This window comes from Mangrovivirga halotolerans (assembly GCF_026241165.1).
Classification (GTDB): Bacteria; Bacteroidota; Bacteroidia; order Cytophagales; family Cyclobacteriaceae; genus Mangrovivirga; species Mangrovivirga halotolerans.
Genome location: NZ_JAPFQN010000001.1, coordinates 216,358 through 238,300 on the forward strand (window position 1 = coordinate 216,358; position 21,943 = coordinate 238,300).

Below are 21,943 nucleotides of genomic sequence, written 5' to 3' on the forward strand. Positions count from 1 at the left end.
ATATTTTAAAATAAAGCAGGATTTAGAGCATCCTGAAGAATTGAATTTAGCGATAACATCACCATTGCTCCATCGAAAAGATCTCTAATTTGAACCATTTCGATGCATGTTAAAACGAAAATTTCATCTTTCTCAGGTACGATCAAAATTTCTACTGGATTTGAATTCTGAAGTAACATATTCTCAAGATTAAAATTCTTCACTTTATTCTTGAGCCTTAGAAATTGTTGAGGTGTCAGGATCACTGATTTATCATGAATTGATAATTCAAAAGCATAATTCTCATCATTTTGAGAAATACTTCCGAGGCAATTTTTGTAGACCAAATGTGATTCCTGATTTTTCATTGAAACAAAAATAGCTCTTGTTTAGAATAAGTCCAAATAAATCTTAAACTAAAAGTGCCACCCATATTACATTCGGGTGGCACTTATTACTAACAGGTTGGGTGAATTAATTCACCGGGTATAATCATTAATTGAATTGAGCTGTCTCTGTGGAGCCTGCCATAGCATTAGTAGAAGACAAGCCACTGGTAACTGTATTCTGAACTGCATCAAAGTAGCCAGTTCCAACAAAAGCCTGATGTTTAACAGCTCTGAATCCTTGATTTTGTAAAGCGAATTCTCTTTCCTGAAGAGCTGAATATCCAGCCATTCCTTTTTCTCTATAGGCGCTGGCCAATTCAAACATTGAAGTATTAAGTGCATGGAAACCTGCAAGAGTAATAAACTGGAATTTATATCCCATTTCAGCTAATTTCTCTCTGAAAGTCTCCATTTCCATTTCAGTAAGATGAGCTGCCCAGTTGAAAGATGGCGAACAATTATATGCTAATAGTTTTCCAGGATATTTTTCATGTATAGCTTCGGCAAATGCTCTGGCCTGGCCAAGATCAGGGTTACTGGTTTCCATCCATAAAAGATCGGCATAAGGTGCATAGGATAATGCACGATCAATACCCTGCTCTATGCCATTGCGTACATTATAAAATCCTTCAGGAGATCTACCCTCTTCCTTTTTGATAAACTTATGGTCTCTGCTATCAATATCTGAAGTGATCAAATTGGCTGCATCAGCATCCGTACGAGCAATAATAATAGTTGGAGTTCCCATTACATCTGCAGCAAGTCTTGCAGCGATAAGTTTATTAACTGCTTCCTGCGTTGGTACGAGAACTTTACCACCAAGGTGACCACATTTTTTTGCAGATGATAACTGATCTTCAAAATGTACGCCTGAAGCGCCGTTTTCGATCATGGCTTTCATTAATTCATAAGCATTCAAATTTCCACCAAATCCAGCTTCTGCATCAGCTACAATTGGTACAATATAATCAGTATTGCCGGTACCATTAACACTTTGTATCTGGTCTGCACGTTGAAGTGCATTATTTATCCTTTTAACTACCATCGGTACTGAGTTTGCAGGATAAAGTGATTGGTCAGGATACATTTCCCCGGCAAGATTGGCATCTGCAGCAACTTGCCATCCACTTAGATAAATTGCATTTAATCCGGCTTCAACTTCCTGAACAGCCTGATTTCCTGTTAAAGCACCAAGTCCGGCTACAAATTCTTCAGTATTTAATTTTGCCCATAGCTTTTCAGCTCCTTGCTTGGCTACTGTATATTCTATGTTGAAATTACCTCTCAATTTTATAACCTCCTCTGCGGTATATGGTCTTTTTATACCATTCCATCTCGGGTTAGTTTTCCAATCGTTCTGTAATTCCTGTATTTGTTCTTTCTTATTCATGATATTGTATGTTTTGGTTATCAATTAATCTAAATATTCGTATGCTAAAAGAGTTAGGAATGGGAGAAACTCCTGACTTTTTACCAGGTTGTCAAAGACCCTGACAGCTTTATTTAAATTGCCTGAGGCCACTCTTTCTTCTCCCAGCATTTCTTCGATCGCTTTGCGTTCTTCATTTAAGAAATGCTCATATATTTGAAAATCTATTGGGTTACCATTAGCAAACTTCAACCCTCCGGTATGAAGCCATTGCCAAATCTGTGCCCGGCTTATTTCAGCAGTAGCTGCATCTTCCATCAGATTATAAAGGGCTGCAGCACCTACGCCATTTAGCCAGCTTTCTATATATAGAATCGCAACATTTATATTATTTCTGAAACCGGCTTCAGTGATCTTTCCACCTTCTATTTCAATTTGTAACAAGTTATCAGCTTTGAATTCTACTTGTTCTCTCAGGTCGTCTTTCTGATTCACCTTACCCTCAGATAAAACATTATTGAATTCTTCCATCGCCACAGGTACAAGTAAAGGATGAGCCACCCAGGTTCCGTCGTAACCAATTGATGCTTCTCGCTTTTTATCTTGCTTTACTTTTTTAAAGGCTTGTTTATTGACTTCTTCGTTCTTTGAAGGAATAAATGCTGACATTCCGCCAATCGCATGAGCTCCCCTTTTGTGGCATGCTTTTACTAATTGCTCAGCATAAGCTGCCATAAATGGTGTAGTCATTGTTACCTGACTGCGATCGGGCATTATAAAATCAGGATTGGTCTTAAATTTTTTGATAATGCTGAATATATAATCCCATCTTCCAGCATTTAAGCCCGCCATGTGTTCTTTTAAAGCGTAGATGATCTCTTCCATTTCAAAAGCTGCAGAAATTGTTTCGATCAAAACTGTAGCTTTTATAGATCCCTGAGGTATTTCCAGGTAATTCTGAGCCATCACAAAAACATCATTCCATAATTTGGCTTCAAGATGACTTTCTAGTTTAGGCAGATAGAAATACGGACCACTTCCTCTGCTTAATAATTCTTTAGCATTGTGAAAGAAATAGATCCCAAAATCAAATAATGAGGCCGAAACTTCTTCACCATCAATTTTTATATGTTTTTCTGTCAGATGCCACCCTCTAGGCCTTACTTTTAAGACTGCAGGATCTTCCTTCAATTTATATTCCTTGCCACTATCGGCTGTGAAATCTACCTGCCTTCTATTTGCATCGTATAAGTTAATCTGACCATTAATACAATTTTCCCATGTAGGAGAGTTTGCATCTTCAAAATCAGCCATAAAGACTTTTGCGCCACTGTTCAGAGCATTAATAACCATTTTCCTGTCGACCGGACCAGTAATCTCAGTTCTTCTGTCCTGAAGGTCTTCAGGTATTGGAGCTACAGTCCAGTCAGAATTTCTGATATTTTCAGTTTCAGGAAGAAAAGACAACATTTTGCCGTTATCAATTGATTCCTGAACCTGTTTTCTTTTTTCCAATAATTCCTTTCTTCGATTATTGAATTTTCTGTGTAAGGCTGCTACAAATTCAAGTGCATCTTCAGTCAGGAGTTCTCTTCCTGTATCTAAACTGGGAGCTACTATTTGCAGACCTTCTATTTTTTCCAGTTGGTCAATCATAATATTTTTTGGTTTTTGTTTATGACTGTTACAAATGTAGAGGAGCGAACAACAAATAAAAAGCGAATTTTCGCTATTGAAATATTTACGCCGTTTTGTTATATTACGCGAAAATGATCTAGACTATGCAGGAAATCAACGAACAAAACATCAGATTAATATTTGGCCTAAAACTCAGGCAACTACGAATGGATAACGAATTAAGTTTGTCCGATTTATCAAAGAAAACGGGCATTTCGGTATCATATCTCAATGAAATAGAGAAAGGAAAAAAGTATCCTAAAGCTGACAAAATAGCTGCACTCGCTGAGCAATTTGAAGTCACATACGACTGGTTGGTTTCATTACAATTAGGCAAAAAACTAGCTCCGATTGCCGACCTAATTCGCTCAAATATTTTAAATGAATTGCCATTGGAGATTTTTGGAATAGAACCTGTAGAGCTTATTAATCTCCTGATGACCACTCCAACTAAGTTCAATGCATTTATTTCAACTTTGATTGAAATTGGCAGAAATTACGATATGGGGGTTGAAAATTTTTATTATTCAGTACTCCGAACTTATCAGGAGATGAATGAAAACTACTTTGACGAACTCGAAAGACAAGTAGATAAGTTTTACCAACAATTTCATCTGACAAAAGATGAAATCCTGGAACACAAACATTTGGAAAAAATTCTTATTGAAGACTTTGGAGTGAAAATTTCCTATACTCTTCAGGACACACACAATTCTTTAAGAGATTTGAGATCATTATTGGTACCGGGAAAACAACCAATGCTATTATTAAATAAATATTTAACTAGTGAACAAAAAGCTTTCATTTTAGCTAAAGAGATCGGGTATATATTCCTAAAATTAGATACACGCGAGTATGCAGGCTCTATGTTGGAAGTTAACAGCTTCGAAAAGGTGCTCAACAATTTTAGGGCGGCCTATTTTGCTGGTGCGCTTTTAATAAGAGAAAAAGCCATAACCACTGATATTAAAACACTATTCAATAACGAAAAATGGTCTCCGGATGATTTTACCAGTATAATAAAAAAGTATCATTGCACTCCGGAAGTATTTTTCCACAGAATGACCAATATTTTACCTAAGCATTTTGGACTCAAGCAGCTCTTTTTCCTTCGATTTACCAGAAATGAGGAGAATAAAGACATTAGTCTGACTAAAGAAATGCACCTCGCAGGATTGCACAACCCTCACGCTACTGCATTAAATCAACATTATTGCCGAAGATGGCTCAGTTTAACTTTAATGGATGACCTTGAAGAATTAAAAAAAACAGGAAAATCTATTTATCCGATACTTAAAGCTCAGAAGTCAAGGTATATTAATGGTGAAAATGAATATTTATTATTTACAGTGGCCATGCCCCGACCTGGAACTAAAACTGTGAATTATAGTATTTCAATTGGGATTCTTATTAATAGTAAACTGAGAAAAACTATAAAATTCTCTAATGATGAACGAATAAATACAAGGATGGTAAATGAAACTTGTGAGCGATGCCCGGCTGTAGATTGTAACGAACGTGCTGCTCCACCTCTTGTATTAAATCACGAACAAAAAATAAAACAAATGAAATCTGCTATCGATAGATTAATGAGTAGAACTTAATCTATCAAAAATGGAATCTTCTTCAATTATTAAATATTCAGAATCATCCATATTACGAGCTTTATTTAAAAAATAACCGACTGAATCTGTATTTTTAATTGAATGATACCAGGCGAAATTTCTCCATAAATAGTAATTATCACTATCTATGCTTTTGCTTTTCTCGAGCATTCTTTTTGCCTGGTCTGCTTCTCCCATGGCGAGGTAAGCCTGGGCTTTGTTGTTATAATAATTGGCATTTTCTTTTAATTCAATTGCCCTGTCAAAAGCATCAAGAGAAGCATTATAGTCCTTATTTGCCAATAAAATCATCCCAAACAAATTAAAAGCCTCATGCCTGGTAGCATCCTGGCTTATTACTGAAAGAGTAAGATCTCTGGCTTCATCTGTTTCTCCACTAAATAAATATATTGTCGCCAGATTTATTTTTGCATCAATATTTTCAGGCTGCCTGTCTAAAACTATTAAAAATTTTTCTTTAGCCTTTTCAAAGTCTCCAATTTGCATTGAGCCCATTCCAGTCATCAATTTCAATACAGTCGAATCAGGATAATTTATCTCCATTTGTGAAGACTCATTTACAACTCCCCTAAAATCTCTCATAGCCAATAAAGCCTGAACTTTATTTAACCTGGCATCATAATAATTTTCATCGAGTTGTATTGCTTTCTCTAAATAAAACAATGCTGAATCTGGCTCTCCACTTCTTAAATACGCCGCCCCAAGATTATTATATATCCTCTTATCTATTACAGAATCTCCTAAAATTGATTTATAAAGTTCGATAGAAGATTCATACTCGCCATTTTTTAATAGAGAATTAGCGTCTTTAAATTTTTCGGTGTGGTCACCGCTTTCTCCACAGGAAAAAATAAAGATTGATATATATAAATATAAGAATACATTTTTCATCTCAATTCCGATTGAATTTTTGTCAAAGATAGCTTTCAGCCGACATAATTATAAAAAAGAATTACTTACTTTTATTATTTTAATATCAGAATGTATTCAAATGATCGATCCTAAAGACACAATAGAAATTAACGGTTATACTCATCAGCGCTATTACCAGGATTCTTATTCTACTGAAGAAATGATTGAGAGATCAAGATCGTTACTAAAACTATCTTTAAACAGGCGATCAGTAAGAGATTATTCAGAAAAAGAAGTTCCTTATGAGATTATTGAAAACATACTGAAAACAGCCTCATCGGCTCCCAGTGGTGCAAATAAACAACCATGGACTTTTTGCGTAGTGAAAGACCCGAAAATTAAGAAAAAGATTAGAGAAGCTGCTGAAAAAGAAGAAAAGCAAAGCTATGAGTCAAGAATGAGTGATAGATGGTTGAAAGACCTGGAACATCTTGGCACAGATTACCACAAGCCTTTTCTTGAAACAGCTCCTTATTTAATCATAGTATTCAAAAGGGTATTTGAAATTGAAAACGGTGAAAAACAAAATAATTACTATGTTAATGAATCCGTTGGCCTGGCATGTGGCATGCTGATTTCAGCTATCCATAATGCAGGGTTGGTAACTCTTACCCATACACCCTCACCAATGAATTTTCTCCAGGATATTCTAGAAAGACCTAAAAATGAAAGGCCTTTCCTTTTATTACCAATAGGGTATCCGGCAAATGAAACTTATGTTCCTGCAATAACTAAAAAATCGGTAGATGAATATATCAAGATTTATTAAACATCTTGCGAATAGATAAGTAATCCAGAAAATAAGTAAGCTTCAAAGAAAAATTATTGGTATGGCCTGATTCCAGTATACCGTCCAGGTTATCTCTATAAGATGATTGAACTACGTTAGTTTGCTCAATAGCTGCATCTTTCCAACTAAATGTTAAAAAACTTCCGGGAGCGAACTGCCATGAATAAACAAAATCTACATTAAAAGAATTAAAATTCACATCATATTCCGAGCTATTGTTTTCTGAAATGTCACCGAATTCTGTGTCCTTCATATTTCCGTCCTTTCCAAGTTCAAAAAACTCCTCGTAATTTGCATTAGACAGATAATGCCTTGCCCTTATTGTAAAAAACATTTTAGGATTAAATGTATACCTGGCAAAAATTGTATTATTTATCTCTGTTCGATCTCTTCTCCCAAAGTAAATATTAAAATCATCATCATGTGATTCACCCAGATTAACAAAGCCATATTCATTTCTGACCTGTAAATATGATAAATTATAATTTAGTGACAGTGAATTAGAAACTCTGAAACTTGGTGAAATTGAGACCCAGTTATCAAATTGATCTCTTTCCGGCAAAGTCCAAAAGCCCCCATTTAAACTAAAGCTAACTCTTTTTCTACTATCTGACCTGATATTTATTCCGGTATTAAGATTCTCTGGCTTATTAAAAAATCTTCCTTCCACACGAGGCTCAAAGTAATCATTTTCACCTATAGGTCTGTAAGAAGCATTCCAGCTAAAACTCCAGAAACTGGTAGTTTGGGCCCAGGCAGATGCATTTATGGATGCCCTTGTAAAAACTCGCGGTTCATATAGCATATTATAAGATGCTGACACGTATGCTTCTGCCCTGTTAAATATGCCAAATCGATTAAATTTTTCATATCCGATAAAAGCACTATGATTAAAATCATTAGGCGCCCTTAAAAACCCAAGGTCATTTATATCATAGTTATCTGATTCTACGCTTCTATTCACTCCATATCTTAAATTACCACTAATCTTACTTGCTGATATCTGATAAGAAAATCCCTGATCAAGCACTCTTTCACCATTTGCATTATTTTCCCAAACATTGCTCAATGCTCCAAAACCATAAAATTGAAATCTGTTCTTCTTATCTCTGAGCCTGATTTCAGCACCTGTAACATTTGCATCCCGGCCGGCTTCTCCCCGGGTAACATTGGTATTAATTACACTGAAATTAGAGTTGTTCTTAAGATTTTGATCCACAACCATTACGTTGAAATTAGTATATGGATCAACAGTAACATTTCTTCTCTTACCTGTTTCGGTATTGATCACCGTCATTTCAGTTCTATTAGTCACGGCATTTAGAAATCCAATACCTAATCCTCCTTTAGTTCGACCAGAAATTTTTAATGAGTTGATCAATGGTGGGTCTCCAGGAAAAATTGCGGTACTGTCAAGATCAGAATATTCTCCGGCTATTTCTCCTGACGCCTGTCCTATTCTTCTCGAATAGAATAGACCGTTTTTATCAAAAAGTTCAATTCCCTCAGTAAAGAAAGGACGATTTTCAGCGTATTTAACTTCAAATGGAGAGAGATTCAGTACTACATTATCGGATTGAACCTGGCTGAAATCCGGGATAAGTGACATATCAAGAGTAAAAGCATCAGATAGTCCATATTTTAAATCCATTCCAAAAGATGCCTGATTAGACATCCTGCCATTAGGTTCTACTACTCCCACATATCCAACAAAAGGGTATAACTGCAATCTTACAGGTGGTTTTATATTTTTCAATCCTTCTAACCTGCCAAACTGATTTACAAATCCGGAAATTGAATTATCTACAAAGTTCCAATAAGACTCTTCATTGGTTTCCCGAATTCTCCTCATGAAATTCACCTTCCAGTTTTGGATATTATTTTCCGGAAATCTCAGTGCAGAATAAGGTATTTTCATTTCAATCTGCCATCCTTCGTCTGTGATTTTCACCTCACTACTCCAGACAGCATCCCAGTTTGTATCTCCTCCTGATTGAGTATAATAAACATCTGCCTGTACATTAGCGGATGTTACCTGAAATCCAAAAGCGTTCTGACCTTTGGCATATGTATCAAAGAAAACTCCGAAATAATCAGAATTTAATCCTCGATTATCACGTTGCCCTATTTCAACTGGTATTTCTGAAGGATTAGGATCGAATAATTTGGCGCCAACATATATAGCAAAATCATCATAAATCACTTTTACAGATGATCTGTAGTTCGATTTGGCACCATTTTCTGGTACACGTTGAATAAACTTTTCTGAATTTTCTAAATTAACATCGTTCCAGATCTCTTCATTAAGATCACCATCTATATTTATTTTTTGCTCTGAAGTGAACCTTGTTGCTCTCAAACTATTTTCCGAAAAATCTTCCGACCCGAAAACCTGCAATGAATACACACAAAAAAACAACAGTCCTGAGAAAACTCTCCGGTCCAACATAGATAGAATATTAAAAAAGATTAAAAATACTTAACAGATATAAAAAGCTCTTGGGAAACTCTTTATATAGTACAAATTTACGCACATTAAACAGATTTTGTTTCAACAATTTCTATTTCGATGTAGATTTATAAACAAGTGTAAGATTTTTTACAATTATGGGTACAGATGAACGATATCAGGAGATTATTGAAGAGCTTAAACAAGCTGGCTCGGAAAGTGATCGAATATCAAAACAAAAATTCGGAATTTCCTCTCAAAAAGCCCTTGGGGTTCGGAACCCGGAAATAAGAAGGATAGCAAAAAGCATCAAACCAAAAAATAATAAATTAGCTCAAAATTTATGGGATTCAGAATACCTTGAAGCTCGTATTTTGGCTTCTATAATTGCTAACCCCAAAACAATCAGCAAGAACACAATTCAAGAATGGGCTAACGACATAGACAACTGGGCAGTCTGCGACCATTTATGTATGGATCTTCTTGATAAAACCATATTTTATGATGATCTGATTTCAGAATGGGTAGATTCAAAGCAGACCTATAAACGAAGAGCATCTTTTGCAACCATTGCTGCATCTGCTGTCCATAACAAACACTTGAAAAATATCGAATTTGAAAAATATTTTGATCTAATAAAAAATGGCAGTATTAATGAAAAAGAAAAAATTGTTCTAAAAGCAATAGACTGGGCTGGCAGACAAATCGGAAAACGCAATTCTCATCTTAACATGAAAATGACTGAGCTTGCAGAAGAAATGATCAAAATTAATAAAGGAAAGTCAAAACTTGTCGGGAATATCATTTATAAGGAGATTACAAGTGATAAAGTTCAGAAGCGTATAAAAAAGATAAAATAAACATGAGGATTGGCTTGATATCCGATACACATAGTCACCTGGAAGAAAAAGTTTTTAAATATTTTGAAGAGTGCGACGAAATCTGGCATGCCGGAGATATTGGTGATATCTCAGTTCTACGCAAACTTGAAAAGTTCAAACCTGTAAGGGCAGTTTTTGGTAACATTGATGGTAGAGAGGTTATTAATGAAGTGCCTGAAGATCAAATATTCACTATTGAAGGATTAAAAGTATGGATTACCCATATCGGTGGTTATCCTCCAAAATATACTGCCCGTATTAAGAAAAAGCTAGATGAAATAAACCCGGGCTTATTTATTTGTGGCCATTCCCATATTCTTAAAGTAATCCCTGATCGTGAAAGAAATTTAATTCACATGAATCCCGGAGCTGCCGGGAAAACAGGATTTCATAAGATCAAAACCATTCTTCGTTTTACAATTAATAATAGTAAGATCTCAGATCTTGAGGTAATAGAACTGGGGAACCGGGCATCTTTAAAATAAAAAATGCCCTGTCGAAAAACAGGGCACTATATTTTTTAATGAGGAAGAAAAAATTAATCTTCTTTCTCTTCTGCTTTTTTCTCTTCTTCTTTTGCAATCTTTTTTGCAGGCTTCTTAGTCCCTTTCTTGAATTCTGCAGCAGCTTCTTCAACGTCTACTTTCTTGACAGTAGGCTGAAAGTTTTGAATTTTCATTTTTTGCTTTCTCTGTGAAGACCTTGCTTTATTCTTAAGCGCTTTTCTTTTTAATCTAGTAACTGCCATCGCTATATATAATTTAAAATTCTTGTTCTGTATTGTTAATTGGAATGCAAAAGTACAATAATTTTTTAATCTCACTAAATATTAACATATAAATCACTAAAATTATCTTAAATAATATAGCTTTTTAATATTTCTATTAGCATATACCCTGCTTCGAATAGCAGTTAGAAGGAATATTTCCTAGTTTTGTGCAAAAATTTTAAAGTAGCCTATAAAATGCAAAAACCTTCATTACCAAAAGGAACCAGAGATTTCGGGCCGGAAGAAATGGCCAGAAGAAACTACATCTTTAATAAGATTAGGAGCACCTTCGAAAAATTCGGGTTTCAAGCTCTGGAAACTCCTTCGATGGAAAACCTCTCGGTTTTAACCGGAAAATATGGAGATGAAGGAGATCAATTACTTTTTAAAATTCTTAATTCCGGCGAATTCCTGAAAAAAACCTCTCCGGCGGAATATGAAGCTGGTGAAAAAGCAATGCTACCTAAAATTGCAGAAAAAGGACTGAGATATGATCTGACAGTTCCTTTTGCTCGTTACGTTGTAATGAACAGACACAATGTCAACCTTCCTTTTAAAAGGTACCAGATTCAACCTGTTTGGCGTGCAGACAGACCTCAAAAAGGTCGATACAGAGAATTTTATCAATGTGATGCCGATGTAGTCGGTACTGACTCTCTAATATGTGAAGCTGAAATTATCATGATGATGACCGAAGTTTTCGGAAAACTTGGTCTTGAAAATTATGAGATCAAAATTAATAATCGAAAATTATTAAGTGCTCTGGCTGACCTCGCGGGAGCCAGCGATAAAGAAAGCGATCTTCTTGTAGCAATAGACAAACTGGATAAGATCGGCATGGAAAAAGTGCTTGAAGAACTTAAAGAAAAAGGCTTTAGTGATGAATCGCTAGAGAAAATTCTTCCTGTTTTAAATTTGTCCGGATCTAATCAAGACAAAATATCAGAATTAGAGTCTTTATTCAGGGATTCTGAAACAGGTAAAAAAGGGACTTGGGAAATTAAAGAAATTTTCGATATTCTTAATTCAACCAATACCCCGACAGATAAAGTATCACTTGATCTCACCCTAGCAAGAGGCCTTAGCTATTACACCGGAGCTATCTTCGAAGTAAAGCCATTAAAAGTAAAAATGGGAAGCATTAGCGGTGGCGGAAGATATGATGACCTGACAGGAGTATTTGGTATGCCAGGGCTTTCTGGCGTTGGATTTTCTTTCGGAGTAGACCGAATTTATGACGTTATGGAAGAACTTGAATTATTCCCTGATGAAGGTTTGAAATCCATTGATGTAATGATTGCTCATTTTGACAATGAATCTTTAAAATATGGTTTGGGAGTAATTTCGAAACTCAGGGCTAATGATATATCATCAGAGATTTATCCTGACCTGGCAAAACCCAAGAAACAATTTACTTATGCCAATAATAAGAATATACCATATGTTGTAGTTATTGGTAGTGAAGAAATTAAAAGCGGATTACTTTCATTTAAAAATATGAAAACGGGAGACCAGGAGTCTCTTACTATCGACCAAATCATTGAAAAATTGAAATAACAGCATAACCCCTAACCCCCTAAGTAATGCAAAAAGAAAAACATCTTATTTCCAGCAAGCATCTGGACTTTGATAAGATCAATGATCTGGTAACTCACAATATAGAAATAGAGCTTTCAGAAGAAGCTAAAGGTAATATCATCAGGTGTCGTGAGTACCTTGACAAAACAATTCAGGAGTCCGACCAACCCATTTACGGAATAAACACAGGCTTCGGATCATTATACAAGCATAGTATTAGTAAAGAGGATCTGGGCAAATTACAGGAAAACCTTGTAAAATCTCATGCTTGTGGAGCTGGAAAAGAAATAGATCCCAAGATCGTGAGAATAATGTTATTATTGAAAATCCAGTCTCTTTCCTATGGTAATTCAGGAGTTCAATTATCAACAGTTGAGCGATTGATCGGAATGTTCAATAACAACATTACCCCTATAATATATGAATATGGTTCTTTAGGGGCATCTGGCGATCTTGCTCCATTAGCTCACTTATGCCTGCCTTTGATTGGAGAAGGAAAAGTTCATTATAAAGATGACATTCTGAGTGGAAAAGAGATTAATACAATAATGGGTTGGGAACCGATCCAGCTTCAGGCTAAGGAAGGCCTTGCTTTATTAAATGGAACTCAGTTCATGAGTGCCTTTGGAGTATGGTGCCTTATCCATGCAAAGAGAATTAGTACCCTTGCTGATGTTATAGGTGCTGCATCACTAGATGCTTTTGACGGAAGAATTGAGCCATTTAATGCTCTTGTCCATAAAATCCGGCCTCAAAAAGGTCAGATTGCCACAGCTGAACGCATAAGAAAATTATTAGAAGGCAGTGAATTGATCAAGCAGACTAAGAAACATGTGCAAGATCCATATTCGTTCAGATGTATTCCACAGGTTCATGGCGCAAGTAAAGATGCATTGAAATACACTTACGATGTATTTGTCACCGAAGTAAATTGTGTTACAGATAATCCTAATATCTTCCCCGAAGAAGATGAAATAATCAGTGGGGGAAATTTTCATGGACAGCCCTTAGCTTTGGCTCTGGACTTTTTAGCTATTGCCCTGGCAGAACTTGGTAATATTTCTGAACGCAGAACATTCCAGCTTGTGAGTGGATCCAGAGACCTTCCTGATTTTCTAGTCGCTAAGCCAGGATTAAACTCGGGCCTGATGATTCCTCAATATACTGCAGCTTCAATGGTAAGTAGCAACAAACAATTAGCAGTTCCTTCTTCAACTGATTCAATTGTTTCATCCAATGGACAGGAGGATCATGTGAGTATGGGAGCAAATTCTGCTGTTAAAGCTTTCAAAGTTATTGATAACCTTTATTCTATTCTTGGGATAGAATTAATTTGTGCTTCTCAGGCTATTTCTTTCAGAAGACCACTGAAAACAAGCCCTTTGCTTGAAGATTTTCTCAATAATTTTTGTAAAGAAGTTTCGTTTATAGATATTGACCGTGTTTTACATGATGACATTGTCAATGCATCTAATTTTTTAAAACGTGTTGAGATCGAGAGATACTAATATAATTAAGTTAACAACCTTTATTTTAGCTATTCTTTGTCATTATCAATTTGCTTTTGGACAAGTTGATAGTGACAATGGGTTGTTTACTGCTGATTATGCTTCAGGCTGTGCTCCTTTAACAGTTAATGTTTCTCCCACTGAACCTTCTGAAGCAGATGGCTTTATATATGAATTTAATGGGAACTTCGCCGGCATTGTTGAAGATGAATCTTATGAATATACTGAACCAGGAATTTACACAATTGCCTATATAAAAAATGCAGGAGCAAGCGATCCTGAAACTGATTTTCTAACAATTACGATTCTTCCAGCCGGGACAAGTCCACAATTCGATATTTTCACTTGTAAAAATAATGAAATTCTGATCGACTTTTCGAGAGATGAAAATTTTGAAAATTTCACTATAAGATATGGTGATGGATCGTCTCCAGAAGCAGTTAATTCTCCACAAACACAAGTAAGACATACATATAGCATAATCCCTAATCCTATAAACATAGTTGTTGAAGGAAACAATAATACTGCAGGGGACGCAGGCAATTGCCCAACCGTTACTGAAGGAGTTAACCTGATTTCAGGAGGTTTAACACAGGCAGATTTTACCGAAGTAATCACTGAAAATTATTCCAGCTCAGATGGCAGGATAACCTTAAACTTCAACCTTCAAGACAATAACATCTACAGGTTATACCAATCAACAAGTACAAATGGTTTTTCTGAATTAGATACAATTACCGGAACTGAAACTTCAAGAACAGTAACGAGTCTTAATACAGCTGCAAATACTTATTGCTTTCGTGTTGATGCATATGATGCCTGTGACAACACCTTTGTGCAATCTGTAAATGCATGTAACCTAAGAATAACCGGACAGGCTACTAATGCACAAAATCAGATTTCATGGGTAACTAGCACCACCCCATTAAGTAATCTGGCTATTTACAGAGATGGCAATCTTTTTGATGATGTTTCCCCTGCCACAAACACTGGTTCCTGGAATGATACTGATCTTACTTGTAACCAGGATTATGTTTATTTTGCTGAAACATTCTATGCAGGAACCAATGATTTGAATGGTTTTTCGATGACATCTAACACTGTAACACTCACAGCTTTATTTAATGAGCCTCTGCCAGCTACTAGTAATCTAATAGCTGATATTAATATAGATGAAAGCATTTCTTTAACCTGGACTTCTCCAGATCCCAAATATGATTACCAGATATTAAAATCAACAAACAATAGTAAACTGGTACCTATAGACAGAGTTAATGTTGAACAATATACTGATGAAGCCACAGATCTTGATTTTATTAATTGCTACTCTGTAAGAACAGCTGATAATTGCGGGAATTTTTCTAAAAATGACCCGGTAATTTGCCCAACCATTTTGGATGGTGAATTCATTGTTTCAAGTGGCACAGCTGACCTTCAATGGACTGAATATATAAGTGAAGAATACTCTGTAGTAGATTATGAAGTACAATATCTTGATCAAGATTATAATTTACTGGAAACATTATATGCCGGGCAAGATCTAAGCATAATAGAAAAACCTGTAAATATTGTTCAAAGAGCCTATTTAAGAATCAAAATCCTTCTTTCTGACGGGTCAATAGTGTATAGCAACTTAGTTCCGGCTGATTTATCACCTGCTGTCATACATCCTACTGCTTTTACACCTAATGGAGATATGTTGAATGACGAAATCACATTTTTCGGACGTTTTATATCCAACTATAATATTTATCTTTACAATCGCTGGGGAGAATTCATCAAGGAATTAGACAATAACAACCCCACATGGAATGGAATCGTTAAAGGAGAGGAAGTGGAATCCGGAACTTATGTGTATGTAATCGAAGGAGTAACAGAAACCGGAGCCCCTTTTAATCAAAAAGGAAGTATAACTTTAATAAGGTAAGAAAATGTTTGATCTAGGGAATATGATGGGCAAAATCAAAGAAGCCCAAAAGAAAATGGAAGAGGCAAAAGCAGAACTTGCCAACATTCAGGTAAAAGGCGAGGCCGGAGCCGGAATGGTTACTGCTATTGTAAATTGTCAAAAGCAGGTAATATCAATTGAAATCAATGAATCCCTTATCAATCCTGATGATCGAGAAATGATCCAGGACCTTACAGTAGCTGCTATTAATAAAGCAATGGAACAAGCTGAGGAAGAGGCAAGAGCACATATGAAATCCAAAACAGAAGGAATGATTCCGAATATCCCCGGTCTTGACCTGGATAGCTTAATGAAGTAAGCTGAATGAAAAAAACTGCAATTGCTATTCTAAACTACAATGGCCTCCCCCATTTACAAAATTATTTACCGGGAGTAATTAAGGAAAGTTCTGATTTAGCTGATATTTATGTAATTGAAAACGCAGGTACTGATAATTCTGTAGAATGGATTAAGGAAAATCATCCAACTATAAAGATTATAGAGCTCGATAAGAATTACGGTTTTGCAGGCGGCTACAACCGAGGACTTCAAAACATTAATAATGAATACCTTTTATTATTAAATTCAGATATTAAAGTTTCAAAAAACTGGCTTAGCCCTTTAGTTGATTTTCTTGACAAAAACCCTGATGTAGCTGCAGTACAGCCAAAGATCCTTTCTCTGCGGGAACCCGAGTATTTTGAATATGCAGGAGCTGCAGGAGGATTTATTGACAAACTAGGCTACCCGTTTTGCAGGGGTAGAATTTTTAATCATCTGGAGAAAGATACAGGGAAATATGATTACCCAACTAAAGTTTTCTGGACATCAGGAGCCTGCATGCTGATCAGAAGAAGCATTTTTGAAAAATCAGGAGGATTTGCTGAAGATTTTTTTGCTCATATGGAGGAAATAGATCTATGTTGGAGAATCCAGAAATTAGACAAACAACTTTATTGTATTCCTGAAAGCACAGTATACCATCTTGGAGGTGGTACATTACAAAAGCAATCGCCATTTAAAACCTATCTTAATTTCAGAAATAATCTACGGATGATTATACGGAATTATCCTGGAAGAAAGTGGATATGGATATTCTTTCTACGTTTGCTATTAGATGCACCTGCTGCAATTAAAATCTCCTTTGACAGTGGAATTAAACACTTTTGGGCAGTAATTAGGGCTCATTTTAAAGTCTACTCAGAATTTCGTAACTTGATAAGTCAAAGGCATGATATTAAATCAGCCTCAGAAAGCACAAAAATGTCGGGTGTCCTGAATGCCTCATTGATTCTGGAACATTATCTAAAAGGTAAAAGTGCTTTTGAGGAATTGGAAACAAAAATTAATACCAAATAGTATTATTCCGTCTTCGCAAATGTTTACGAATATTTACTATCCATGCCAACACAAGATATAAGATCAAAGGAGACCCGAAAGTTAAAAAGGAGGCATAGATAAAATATAGACGTACACTTGAAGAAGCAATTCCAAGTTTATCGCCCAGTGCACTACAAACACCAAAGGCGCGCTTCTCAAAATATTCCTGTATTTTATCCACAAGCTTCAATTTCATAGTATCAAATATAATTGTTTTCATTGAATAGGAGGATATGAAGTCCATTTATTTTGTAGAAATCAAATAATTTAACATATTTGAGCTTTAAATTAAGAAAACACGATCAATCAAAATTTCTTTAAATTATGACTCAAGCGAGAAAACTAGTCTTTGCCGCTGCCATCACAGGAATGTTGGCATTGTCAGGTTGTAGTCTTAGCCAGATGACGAAGTCGGCTAAGGAGCAACAATTGACTGTAACTCCGAACCCATTAGAGGTTCATGCAGATACAGTTGAGTATGAAATGTCTGCAGTACTTCCTGTTAAGATGCTGAAAAAAGGCAAAGTGTACACCATCAAAAACTATTATGTTTATGGTGATCAAGAAGTAAGTGTAGGAGAAGTTTCATTCAAAGCTGAAGATTATCCTAATGCAAGCGAAGAGCAACCAAGAGAAAGCAAAACATTTTCTTTCCCTTACGAGCCAGCGATGAGCAAAGGTGAACTTCAGGTAATGGGCGTTGCTTCAAATCCTGAAAATGGAAAATTCAAGGAAACTGAGAGAATGACAGTTGCTCCTGGAATAATTACAACTTCTAAATTGGTTGAAGAGCCATTTTTCGCTGCTTATGCGGATCATGGATATAACAATCAGGAAGAATTAATCCCAACTGAAATTAATTTTTACTTCTTACAAGGAAGCTCAGTATTGAGAAGTTCTGAGAGAAGAAGTGACAGAGGTGAACAATTCAGAGGCTTCATCGCTGAGAAGAACGTAACAAGAACTGTGACTATCACTGGTTCTCACTCTCCAGAAGGTCCTGAAACAGTTAACACTGATCTTGCAGGAAACCGTGCTGAGGTAATCGAAAAGTATTATAAAGATCAAATGGATCGATATGATTACAAAGGAGCTGCTGACAGCATCAACTTTATTCTTAAAGAAGTTGTTCGCGACTGGACTCCATTAAAAGATTCATTAGCAAACTATGATGGAATCACTGAAGAAGAGAAACAGCAGGTTTACGATATCGTAAATGGTCCTGGTGTATTCGAAGAAAAAGAAGATCAGTTACATGACCTTCCTTTCTACAGAAAAATGTTCAGAGATGTTTATCCTCAGTTACGTTTCTCAGAGACTGAAATCTTAACAGTAAAAGAGAAGAAAACAGATGCTGAAATTTCTGTACTTGCTAAAGGTATAGCTGAAGGAAATGCTAGTTCTGATACTCTTTCTATGGAAGAGCTTCTTTACGGTGCTACTTTAACTCCTTCTCTTGATGAGAAAGAAGCTATTTACAAAGCAGCAATCGAAAAAGAAGATAATTGGGTAGCACACAACAACCTTGCAGCTGTTTATCTTGAGAAAGCAAATGAATCAGGTGATGATGCAATGGTTTCTTCAGCTATAAACGAAGCTGAAATTGCTAACAGAATGGAAGAAAATGCACCAGCTCACATTAACCTTGCAACTGCTTACGCTATGCAGGGCAACACTCAAAAGGCTTATGCTACAGCAATGGCTGCTGACGGAATGGGTGCAAGTGCAGATAACCAGGCTGGTCTAAATGGTGTGAAGGGTGCTCTTCAAATCATGATGGCTGAGTACGGACCTGCTACAACTTCTCTTTCTAACGCAAATGAAACTGCTACTAACCTATTCAACAAAGGTTTAGCACAGTTGTTAAACGGAGAAACTCAAAAAGCAATGTCTTCTTTCGAGGATGCAATTGCAGCTGATAGCGATTTTGCAAAAGCACATTATGCTGCTGCAGTAGCTGCGGCTAGAAGCAACAATGTTGATCAAGTTGTTTCTCACCTTAAAGAAGCTGTAACAGCTGATCCATCACTGAAGCAAAAAGCTCTTTCAGATCTTGAATTTGCTGCAGTAGCTGGAAACGCTGCTTTCACTGAGGCATTGAAATAAGAAATTTATAATTCTAATAAGAAGGTTGTCCATAAGGGCAACCTTTTTTTATTTACTCACAAAACGCTAAATAGATAATAGCTTTTATTATTAGCTTGTAATTGCTATTTTTGTCCAGTTTTGAAACGAAGTTAAAAATGAGAGAAATACAGTTCAGAGAAGCACTTAACGAAGCTATGTCAGAAGAAATGAGAAGAGATGAAAATGTCTTTCTCATGGGTGAAGAAGTAGCTGAGTACAATGGTGCTTATAAGGTTAGCCAGGGTATGCTGGATGAATTTGGTGCAAAAAGAGTTATTGATACACCAATTACGGAACTTGGATTTGCTGGTATTGGAGTTGGTGCAGCGATGAATGGCCTGAGACCTATCATTGAATTCATGACCTTCAACTTTTCACTTGTAGCAATCGACCAGGTAATTAACTCTGCAGCTAAAATGCTTTACATGTCTGGTGGACAGGTACCTGTTCCGATGGTATTTAGAGGACCTACGGGTAATGCAGGACAGCTTTCTGCTCAGCATTCACAAAACTTCGAAAACTGGTATGCAAATACTCCTGGTTTAAAAGTTGTAGTTCCATCAAATCCGTATGATGCTAAAGGATTATTAAAATCTTCTATCAGAGATGATGATCCGGTTATTTTCATGGAATCTGAATTGATGTACGGAGACAAAGGAGAAGTACCTGAAGATGAGTATTTACTTCCTCTTGGTGTTGCAGATATCAAACGTGAAGGCGATGATGTGACAATCGTTTCATTTGGCAAAATGATGAAAATAGCTCTTGAGGCAGCTGATGAACTAAGTAAAGATAATATCTCAGCCGAAGTAATCGACCTTAGAACTGTGAGACCTATTGATTATAAAACAGTCGTAGAGTCTGTAAAGAAAACAAATAGATTGGTAGTAGTAGAAGAAGCATGGCCTTTGGCTTCTATTTCTTCAGAAATTGCTTTCCATATCCAGCATTATGCATTTGATTATCTGGATGCTCCTGTTAAAAGAGTTACCAATGAAGATATTCCTTTGGCATATGCTCCTACTTTGATTGAAGCAACTTTACCAAATGTTAAAAGAACTATTGATGCTGTAAATGCTGTTTTATACAGATAATCTTTAAGCACTCAAATAAATATTTCAAAGGCCTTTTAAAAAGGCCTTTTTTTATGGCATAAAAAAACCCGAAGTGTTCCTTCGGGTTTTGTTTCTTTAACTTCTCCAGAATTATTTTTTAAACATGTTCATTGCAGACATTGCCCGCTTATTTCCGGACATTTTATTCATTGTTTTCATCATTTTCTTCATCTCATTAAATTGCTTTAGCAGCTTGTTCACTTCCTGAACAGTAGTCCCACTACCATTTGCAATTCTTTGTCGTCGGCTACCATTGATAACATCAGGATTTGACCTTTCTTCCGGAGTCATAGAAAAGATTATTGCTTCTATCGGTTTAAATGAGTCGTCGTCAATATCAAGATTTTTAATTGCTTTCCCCATTCCAGGTATCATAGCCATCAGGTCTTTAAGATTACCCATCTTTTTAATCTGCTGTAGCTGAGATAAGAAATCTTCAAAATCAAACTGATTTTTCCTGATCTTTTTATTAAGCCTTTGAGCTTCGTCCTGATCAAAAGTTTGCTGCGCTTTCTCTACTAAAGACACAACATCACCCATTCCAAGAATCCTTCCTGCCATACGCTCAGGGAAGAATTTATCGATGGCGTCCATTTTCTCTCCTGTTGAGATAAACTTAATTGGTTTATCTACAACAGTCCGGATTGAAAGAGCAGCACCACCTCGGGTATCACCATCTAATTTGGTAAGTACAACACCATCAAAATCCAATCGCTCGTTAAATACTTTTGCAGTATTAACAGCATCCTGACCTGTCATTGAGTCAACAACAAAGAGAGTTTCTGATGGGTCGAGTGATTTTTTCAATCCTTCGATCTCATTCATCATTTGCTCGTCAACCGCCAAACGACCGGCCGTATCGACAATTACCGTGCTCTTCCCATTGTCCTTCGCATATTTAATTGCGTTTTCTGCAATCTGTTCAGCATTTTTATTTTCAGGTTCCGAATAAACTTCAACTCCTATTTGCTCACCTAATACCTTCAGCTGATCGATCGCTGCAGGACGGTAAATATCACAGGCTACAAGTAAAACTGTACGTCCCTGCTTTTTCAGATAATTAGCAAGTTTACCACTAAAAGTAGTTTTACCTGAACCCTGAAGACCTGAGATAAGAATAGTTGCAGGTGATCCCTCAAGAGATATATCTTCCTGCTTCCCTCCCATTAGTTTAGTCAGTTCATCATTAGTGATCTTAATTAATAACTGACCTGGAGAAACTGTAGTGAGTACATCTTTGCCAAGAGCTTCTTCTTTTATCGTATCAGTAACTTCCTTCGCTACTTTATAGTTAACATCGGCATCAATTAATGCCCGACGTATTTCTTTAGCTGTGGCAGCTACGTTGATCTCGGTGATCTGACCTTTACCTTTTAACGTCTGAAAGGCCTTATCTAATTTATATGAAAGATTTTCGAACATATCCAGTTTTATTTTGTCGCAAAAA

Annotated in this window: 19 protein-coding genes; 11 read left to right on the plus strand and 8 right to left on the minus strand. The window is 36.2% G+C overall.

Features of this window, described 5'->3' with window-relative positions:
- Positions 1 to 5: 5 nt before the first annotated feature.
- The 3 genes from OO013_RS00850 to aceB all read right to left on the minus strand — a co-directional run bounded on the left by OO013_RS00850 (position 6) and on the right by aceB (position 3,393).
- Positions 6 to 347: a hypothetical protein gene (locus OO013_RS00850; protein WP_266054625.1), complete on the minus strand. Its 342-nt coding sequence runs from the start codon at positions 345 to 347 to the stop codon at positions 6 to 8.
- 127 nt (positions 348 to 474) lie between these two features.
- A complete protein-coding gene (gene aceA, locus OO013_RS00855) occupies positions 475 to 1,758 on the minus strand; it encodes an isocitrate lyase (RefSeq protein WP_266054626.1) in 1,284 nt (427 codons plus the stop codon).
- Between the two features lie 24 nt (positions 1,759 to 1,782).
- Positions 1,783 to 3,393, minus strand: coding sequence for a malate synthase A (aceB, locus tag OO013_RS00860; RefSeq protein ID WP_266054627.1), 1,611 nt, complete (start codon positions 3,391 to 3,393; stop codon positions 1,783 to 1,785).
- A 125-nt stretch (positions 3,394 to 3,518) separates the two neighbouring features.
- Between aceB and OO013_RS00865 the strand changes: the two genes are divergently transcribed.
- Positions 3,519 to 5,018: a helix-turn-helix domain-containing protein gene (locus OO013_RS00865; RefSeq protein ID WP_266054628.1), complete on the plus strand. Its 1,500-nt coding sequence runs from the start codon at positions 3,519 to 3,521 to the stop codon at positions 5,016 to 5,018.
- Here OO013_RS00865 and OO013_RS00870 read toward each other — a convergent pair.
- Positions 5,001 to 5,930, minus strand: a complete 930-nt coding sequence (locus OO013_RS00870; RefSeq protein ID WP_266054629.1) for a tetratricopeptide repeat protein — start codon at positions 5,928 to 5,930, stop codon at positions 5,001 to 5,003. The two genes, OO013_RS00865 and OO013_RS00870, sit on opposite strands and share 18 nt — an antisense overlap.
- Before the next feature lie 100 nt (positions 5,931 to 6,030).
- Between OO013_RS00870 and OO013_RS00875 the strand changes: the two genes are divergently transcribed.
- Positions 6,031 to 6,720 carry a nitroreductase family protein gene (locus OO013_RS00875; RefSeq protein WP_266054630.1) on the plus strand — a complete coding sequence of 230 codons (690 nt, stop codon included), beginning with the start codon at positions 6,031 to 6,033 and terminating at the stop codon, positions 6,718 to 6,720.
- On the opposite strand, the gene OO013_RS00880 is transcribed toward OO013_RS00875, so the two are convergent.
- Positions 6,707 to 9,190, minus strand: coding sequence for a DUF5916 domain-containing protein (locus OO013_RS00880; protein ID WP_266054631.1), 2,484 nt, complete (start codon positions 9,188 to 9,190; stop codon positions 6,707 to 6,709). The two genes, OO013_RS00875 and OO013_RS00880, sit on opposite strands and share 14 nt — an antisense overlap.
- Before the next feature lie 158 nt (positions 9,191 to 9,348).
- Here OO013_RS00880 and OO013_RS00885 point away from each other — a divergent pair, with 158 nt between their 5' ends.
- Both OO013_RS00885 and OO013_RS00890 read left to right on the plus strand, forming a co-directional pair.
- On the plus strand, positions 9,349 to 10,050 hold the full coding sequence (locus tag OO013_RS00885) for a DNA alkylation repair protein (RefSeq protein WP_266054632.1): 702 nt from the start codon (positions 9,349 to 9,351) through the stop codon (positions 10,048 to 10,050).
- A gap of 2 nt (positions 10,051 to 10,052) precedes the next feature.
- Complete coding sequence (locus OO013_RS00890; protein WP_266054633.1) at positions 10,053 to 10,556, plus strand: metallophosphoesterase family protein; 504 nt, start codon at positions 10,053 to 10,055, stop codon at positions 10,554 to 10,556.
- A 53-nt stretch (positions 10,557 to 10,609) separates the two neighbouring features.
- Here the strand turns inward: OO013_RS00890 and OO013_RS00895 are convergent, their stop codons facing one another.
- Positions 10,610 to 10,819: a hypothetical protein gene (locus OO013_RS00895; protein WP_266054634.1), complete on the minus strand. Its 210-nt coding sequence runs from the start codon at positions 10,817 to 10,819 to the stop codon at positions 10,610 to 10,612.
- Positions 10,820 to 11,035: 216 nt separating this feature from the next.
- Between OO013_RS00895 and hisS the strand changes: the two genes are divergently transcribed.
- The 5 genes from hisS to OO013_RS00920 are packed head-to-tail and all read left to right on the plus strand — an operon-like array spanning position 11,036 to position 17,233.
- Positions 11,036 to 12,397 carry a histidine--tRNA ligase gene (hisS, locus tag OO013_RS00900; RefSeq protein ID WP_266054635.1) on the plus strand — a complete coding sequence of 454 codons (1,362 nt, stop codon included), beginning with the start codon at positions 11,036 to 11,038 and terminating at the stop codon, positions 12,395 to 12,397.
- Between the two features lie 26 nt (positions 12,398 to 12,423).
- Positions 12,424 to 13,926 carry a histidine ammonia-lyase gene (gene hutH / locus OO013_RS00905; RefSeq protein WP_266054636.1) on the plus strand — a complete coding sequence of 501 codons (1,503 nt, stop codon included), beginning with the start codon at positions 12,424 to 12,426 and terminating at the stop codon, positions 13,924 to 13,926.
- Positions 13,904 to 15,853 carry a T9SS type B sorting domain-containing protein gene (locus OO013_RS00910; RefSeq protein WP_266054637.1) on the plus strand — a complete coding sequence of 650 codons (1,950 nt, stop codon included), beginning with the start codon at positions 13,904 to 13,906 and terminating at the stop codon, positions 15,851 to 15,853. Before hutH ends, OO013_RS00910 begins: the two co-directional genes overlap by 23 nt.
- Before the next feature lie 4 nt (positions 15,854 to 15,857).
- On the plus strand, positions 15,858 to 16,193 hold the full coding sequence (locus tag OO013_RS00915; RefSeq protein ID WP_266054638.1) for a YbaB/EbfC family nucleoid-associated protein: 336 nt from the start codon (positions 15,858 to 15,860) through the stop codon (positions 16,191 to 16,193).
- A 5-nt stretch (positions 16,194 to 16,198) separates the two neighbouring features.
- Positions 16,199 to 17,233: a glycosyltransferase family 2 protein gene (locus OO013_RS00920; protein WP_266054639.1), complete on the plus strand. Its 1,035-nt coding sequence runs from the start codon at positions 16,199 to 16,201 to the stop codon at positions 17,231 to 17,233.
- Here OO013_RS00920 and OO013_RS00925 read toward each other — a convergent pair.
- Positions 17,220 to 17,474 carry a PspC domain-containing protein gene (locus OO013_RS00925; protein WP_305067168.1) on the minus strand — a complete coding sequence of 85 codons (255 nt, stop codon included), beginning with the start codon at positions 17,472 to 17,474 and terminating at the stop codon, positions 17,220 to 17,222. The genes OO013_RS00920 and OO013_RS00925 overlap by 14 nt on opposite strands.
- Before the next feature lie 104 nt (positions 17,475 to 17,578).
- Between OO013_RS00925 and OO013_RS00930 the strand changes: the two genes are divergently transcribed.
- Together OO013_RS00930 and OO013_RS00935 are read left to right on the plus strand one after the other, a co-directional pair.
- A complete protein-coding gene (locus OO013_RS00930) occupies positions 17,579 to 19,360 on the plus strand; it encodes a tetratricopeptide repeat protein (protein ID WP_266054640.1) in 1,782 nt (593 codons plus the stop codon).
- Between the two features lie 137 nt (positions 19,361 to 19,497).
- Positions 19,498 to 20,475: a pyruvate dehydrogenase complex E1 component subunit beta gene (locus OO013_RS00935; protein ID WP_266054641.1), complete on the plus strand. Its 978-nt coding sequence runs from the start codon at positions 19,498 to 19,500 to the stop codon at positions 20,473 to 20,475.
- A gap of 111 nt (positions 20,476 to 20,586) precedes the next feature.
- Here OO013_RS00935 and ffh read toward each other — a convergent pair whose 3' ends face one another.
- The gene (ffh, locus tag OO013_RS00940) at positions 20,587 to 21,918 is read right to left on the minus strand and encodes a signal recognition particle protein (protein WP_266054642.1); all 1,332 of its coding nucleotides are present in this window, start codon (positions 21,916 to 21,918) and stop codon (positions 20,587 to 20,589) included.
- Positions 21,919 to 21,943: the final 25 nt, after the last annotated feature.

What these genes read in the sequence shown, in the direction of transcription:
- OO013_RS00885 (WP_266054632.1), top strand. Translation starts at nt 9,349, where the DNA reads ATGGGTACAGATGAACGATATCAGGAGATTATTGAAGAGCTTAAACAA.
- hisS (WP_266054635.1), top strand. Translation starts at nt 11,036, where the DNA reads ATGCAAAAACCTTCATTACCAAAAGGAACCAGAGATTTCGGGCCGGAA.
- OO013_RS00915 (WP_266054638.1), top strand. Translation starts at nt 15,858, where the DNA reads ATGTTTGATCTAGGGAATATGATGGGCAAAATCAAAGAAGCCCAAAAG.
- OO013_RS00935 (WP_266054641.1), top strand. Translation starts at nt 19,498, where the DNA reads ATGAGAGAAATACAGTTCAGAGAAGCACTTAACGAAGCTATGTCAGAA.
- OO013_RS00930 (WP_266054640.1), top strand. Translation starts at nt 17,579, where the DNA reads ATGACTCAAGCGAGAAAACTAGTCTTTGCCGCTGCCATCACAGGAATG.
- OO013_RS00895 (WP_266054634.1), bottom strand. Translation starts at nt 10,819, where the DNA reads ATGGCAGTTACTAGATTAAAAAGAAAAGCGCTTAAGAATAAAGCAAGG.
- aceB (WP_266054627.1), bottom strand. Translation starts at nt 3,393, where the DNA reads ATGATTGACCAACTGGAAAAAATAGAAGGTCTGCAAATAGTAGCTCCC.
- aceA (WP_266054626.1), bottom strand. Translation starts at nt 1,758, where the DNA reads ATGAATAAGAAAGAACAAATACAGGAATTACAGAACGATTGGAAAACT.
- OO013_RS00880 (WP_266054631.1), bottom strand. Translation starts at nt 9,190, where the DNA reads ATGTTGGACCGGAGAGTTTTCTCAGGACTGTTGTTTTTTTGTGTGTAT.
- OO013_RS00865 (WP_266054628.1), top strand. Translation starts at nt 3,519, where the DNA reads ATGCAGGAAATCAACGAACAAAACATCAGATTAATATTTGGCCTAAAA.
- ffh (WP_266054642.1), bottom strand. Translation starts at nt 21,918, where the DNA reads ATGTTCGAAAATCTTTCATATAAATTAGATAAGGCCTTTCAGACGTTA.
- OO013_RS00850 (WP_266054625.1), bottom strand. Translation starts at nt 347, where the DNA reads ATGAAAAATCAGGAATCACATTTGGTCTACAAAAATTGCCTCGGAAGT.
- OO013_RS00870 (WP_266054629.1), bottom strand. Translation starts at nt 5,930, where the DNA reads ATGAAAAATGTATTCTTATATTTATATATATCAATCTTTATTTTTTCC.
- OO013_RS00890 (WP_266054633.1), top strand. Translation starts at nt 10,053, where the DNA reads ATGAGGATTGGCTTGATATCCGATACACATAGTCACCTGGAAGAAAAA.
- OO013_RS00920 (WP_266054639.1), top strand. Translation starts at nt 16,199, where the DNA reads ATGAAAAAAACTGCAATTGCTATTCTAAACTACAATGGCCTCCCCCAT.
- OO013_RS00875 (WP_266054630.1), top strand. Translation starts at nt 6,031, where the DNA reads ATGATCGATCCTAAAGACACAATAGAAATTAACGGTTATACTCATCAG.
- hutH (WP_266054636.1), top strand. Translation starts at nt 12,424, where the DNA reads ATGCAAAAAGAAAAACATCTTATTTCCAGCAAGCATCTGGACTTTGAT.
- OO013_RS00925 (WP_305067168.1), bottom strand. Translation starts at nt 17,474, where the DNA reads ATGAAAACAATTATATTTGATACTATGAAATTGAAGCTTGTGGATAAA.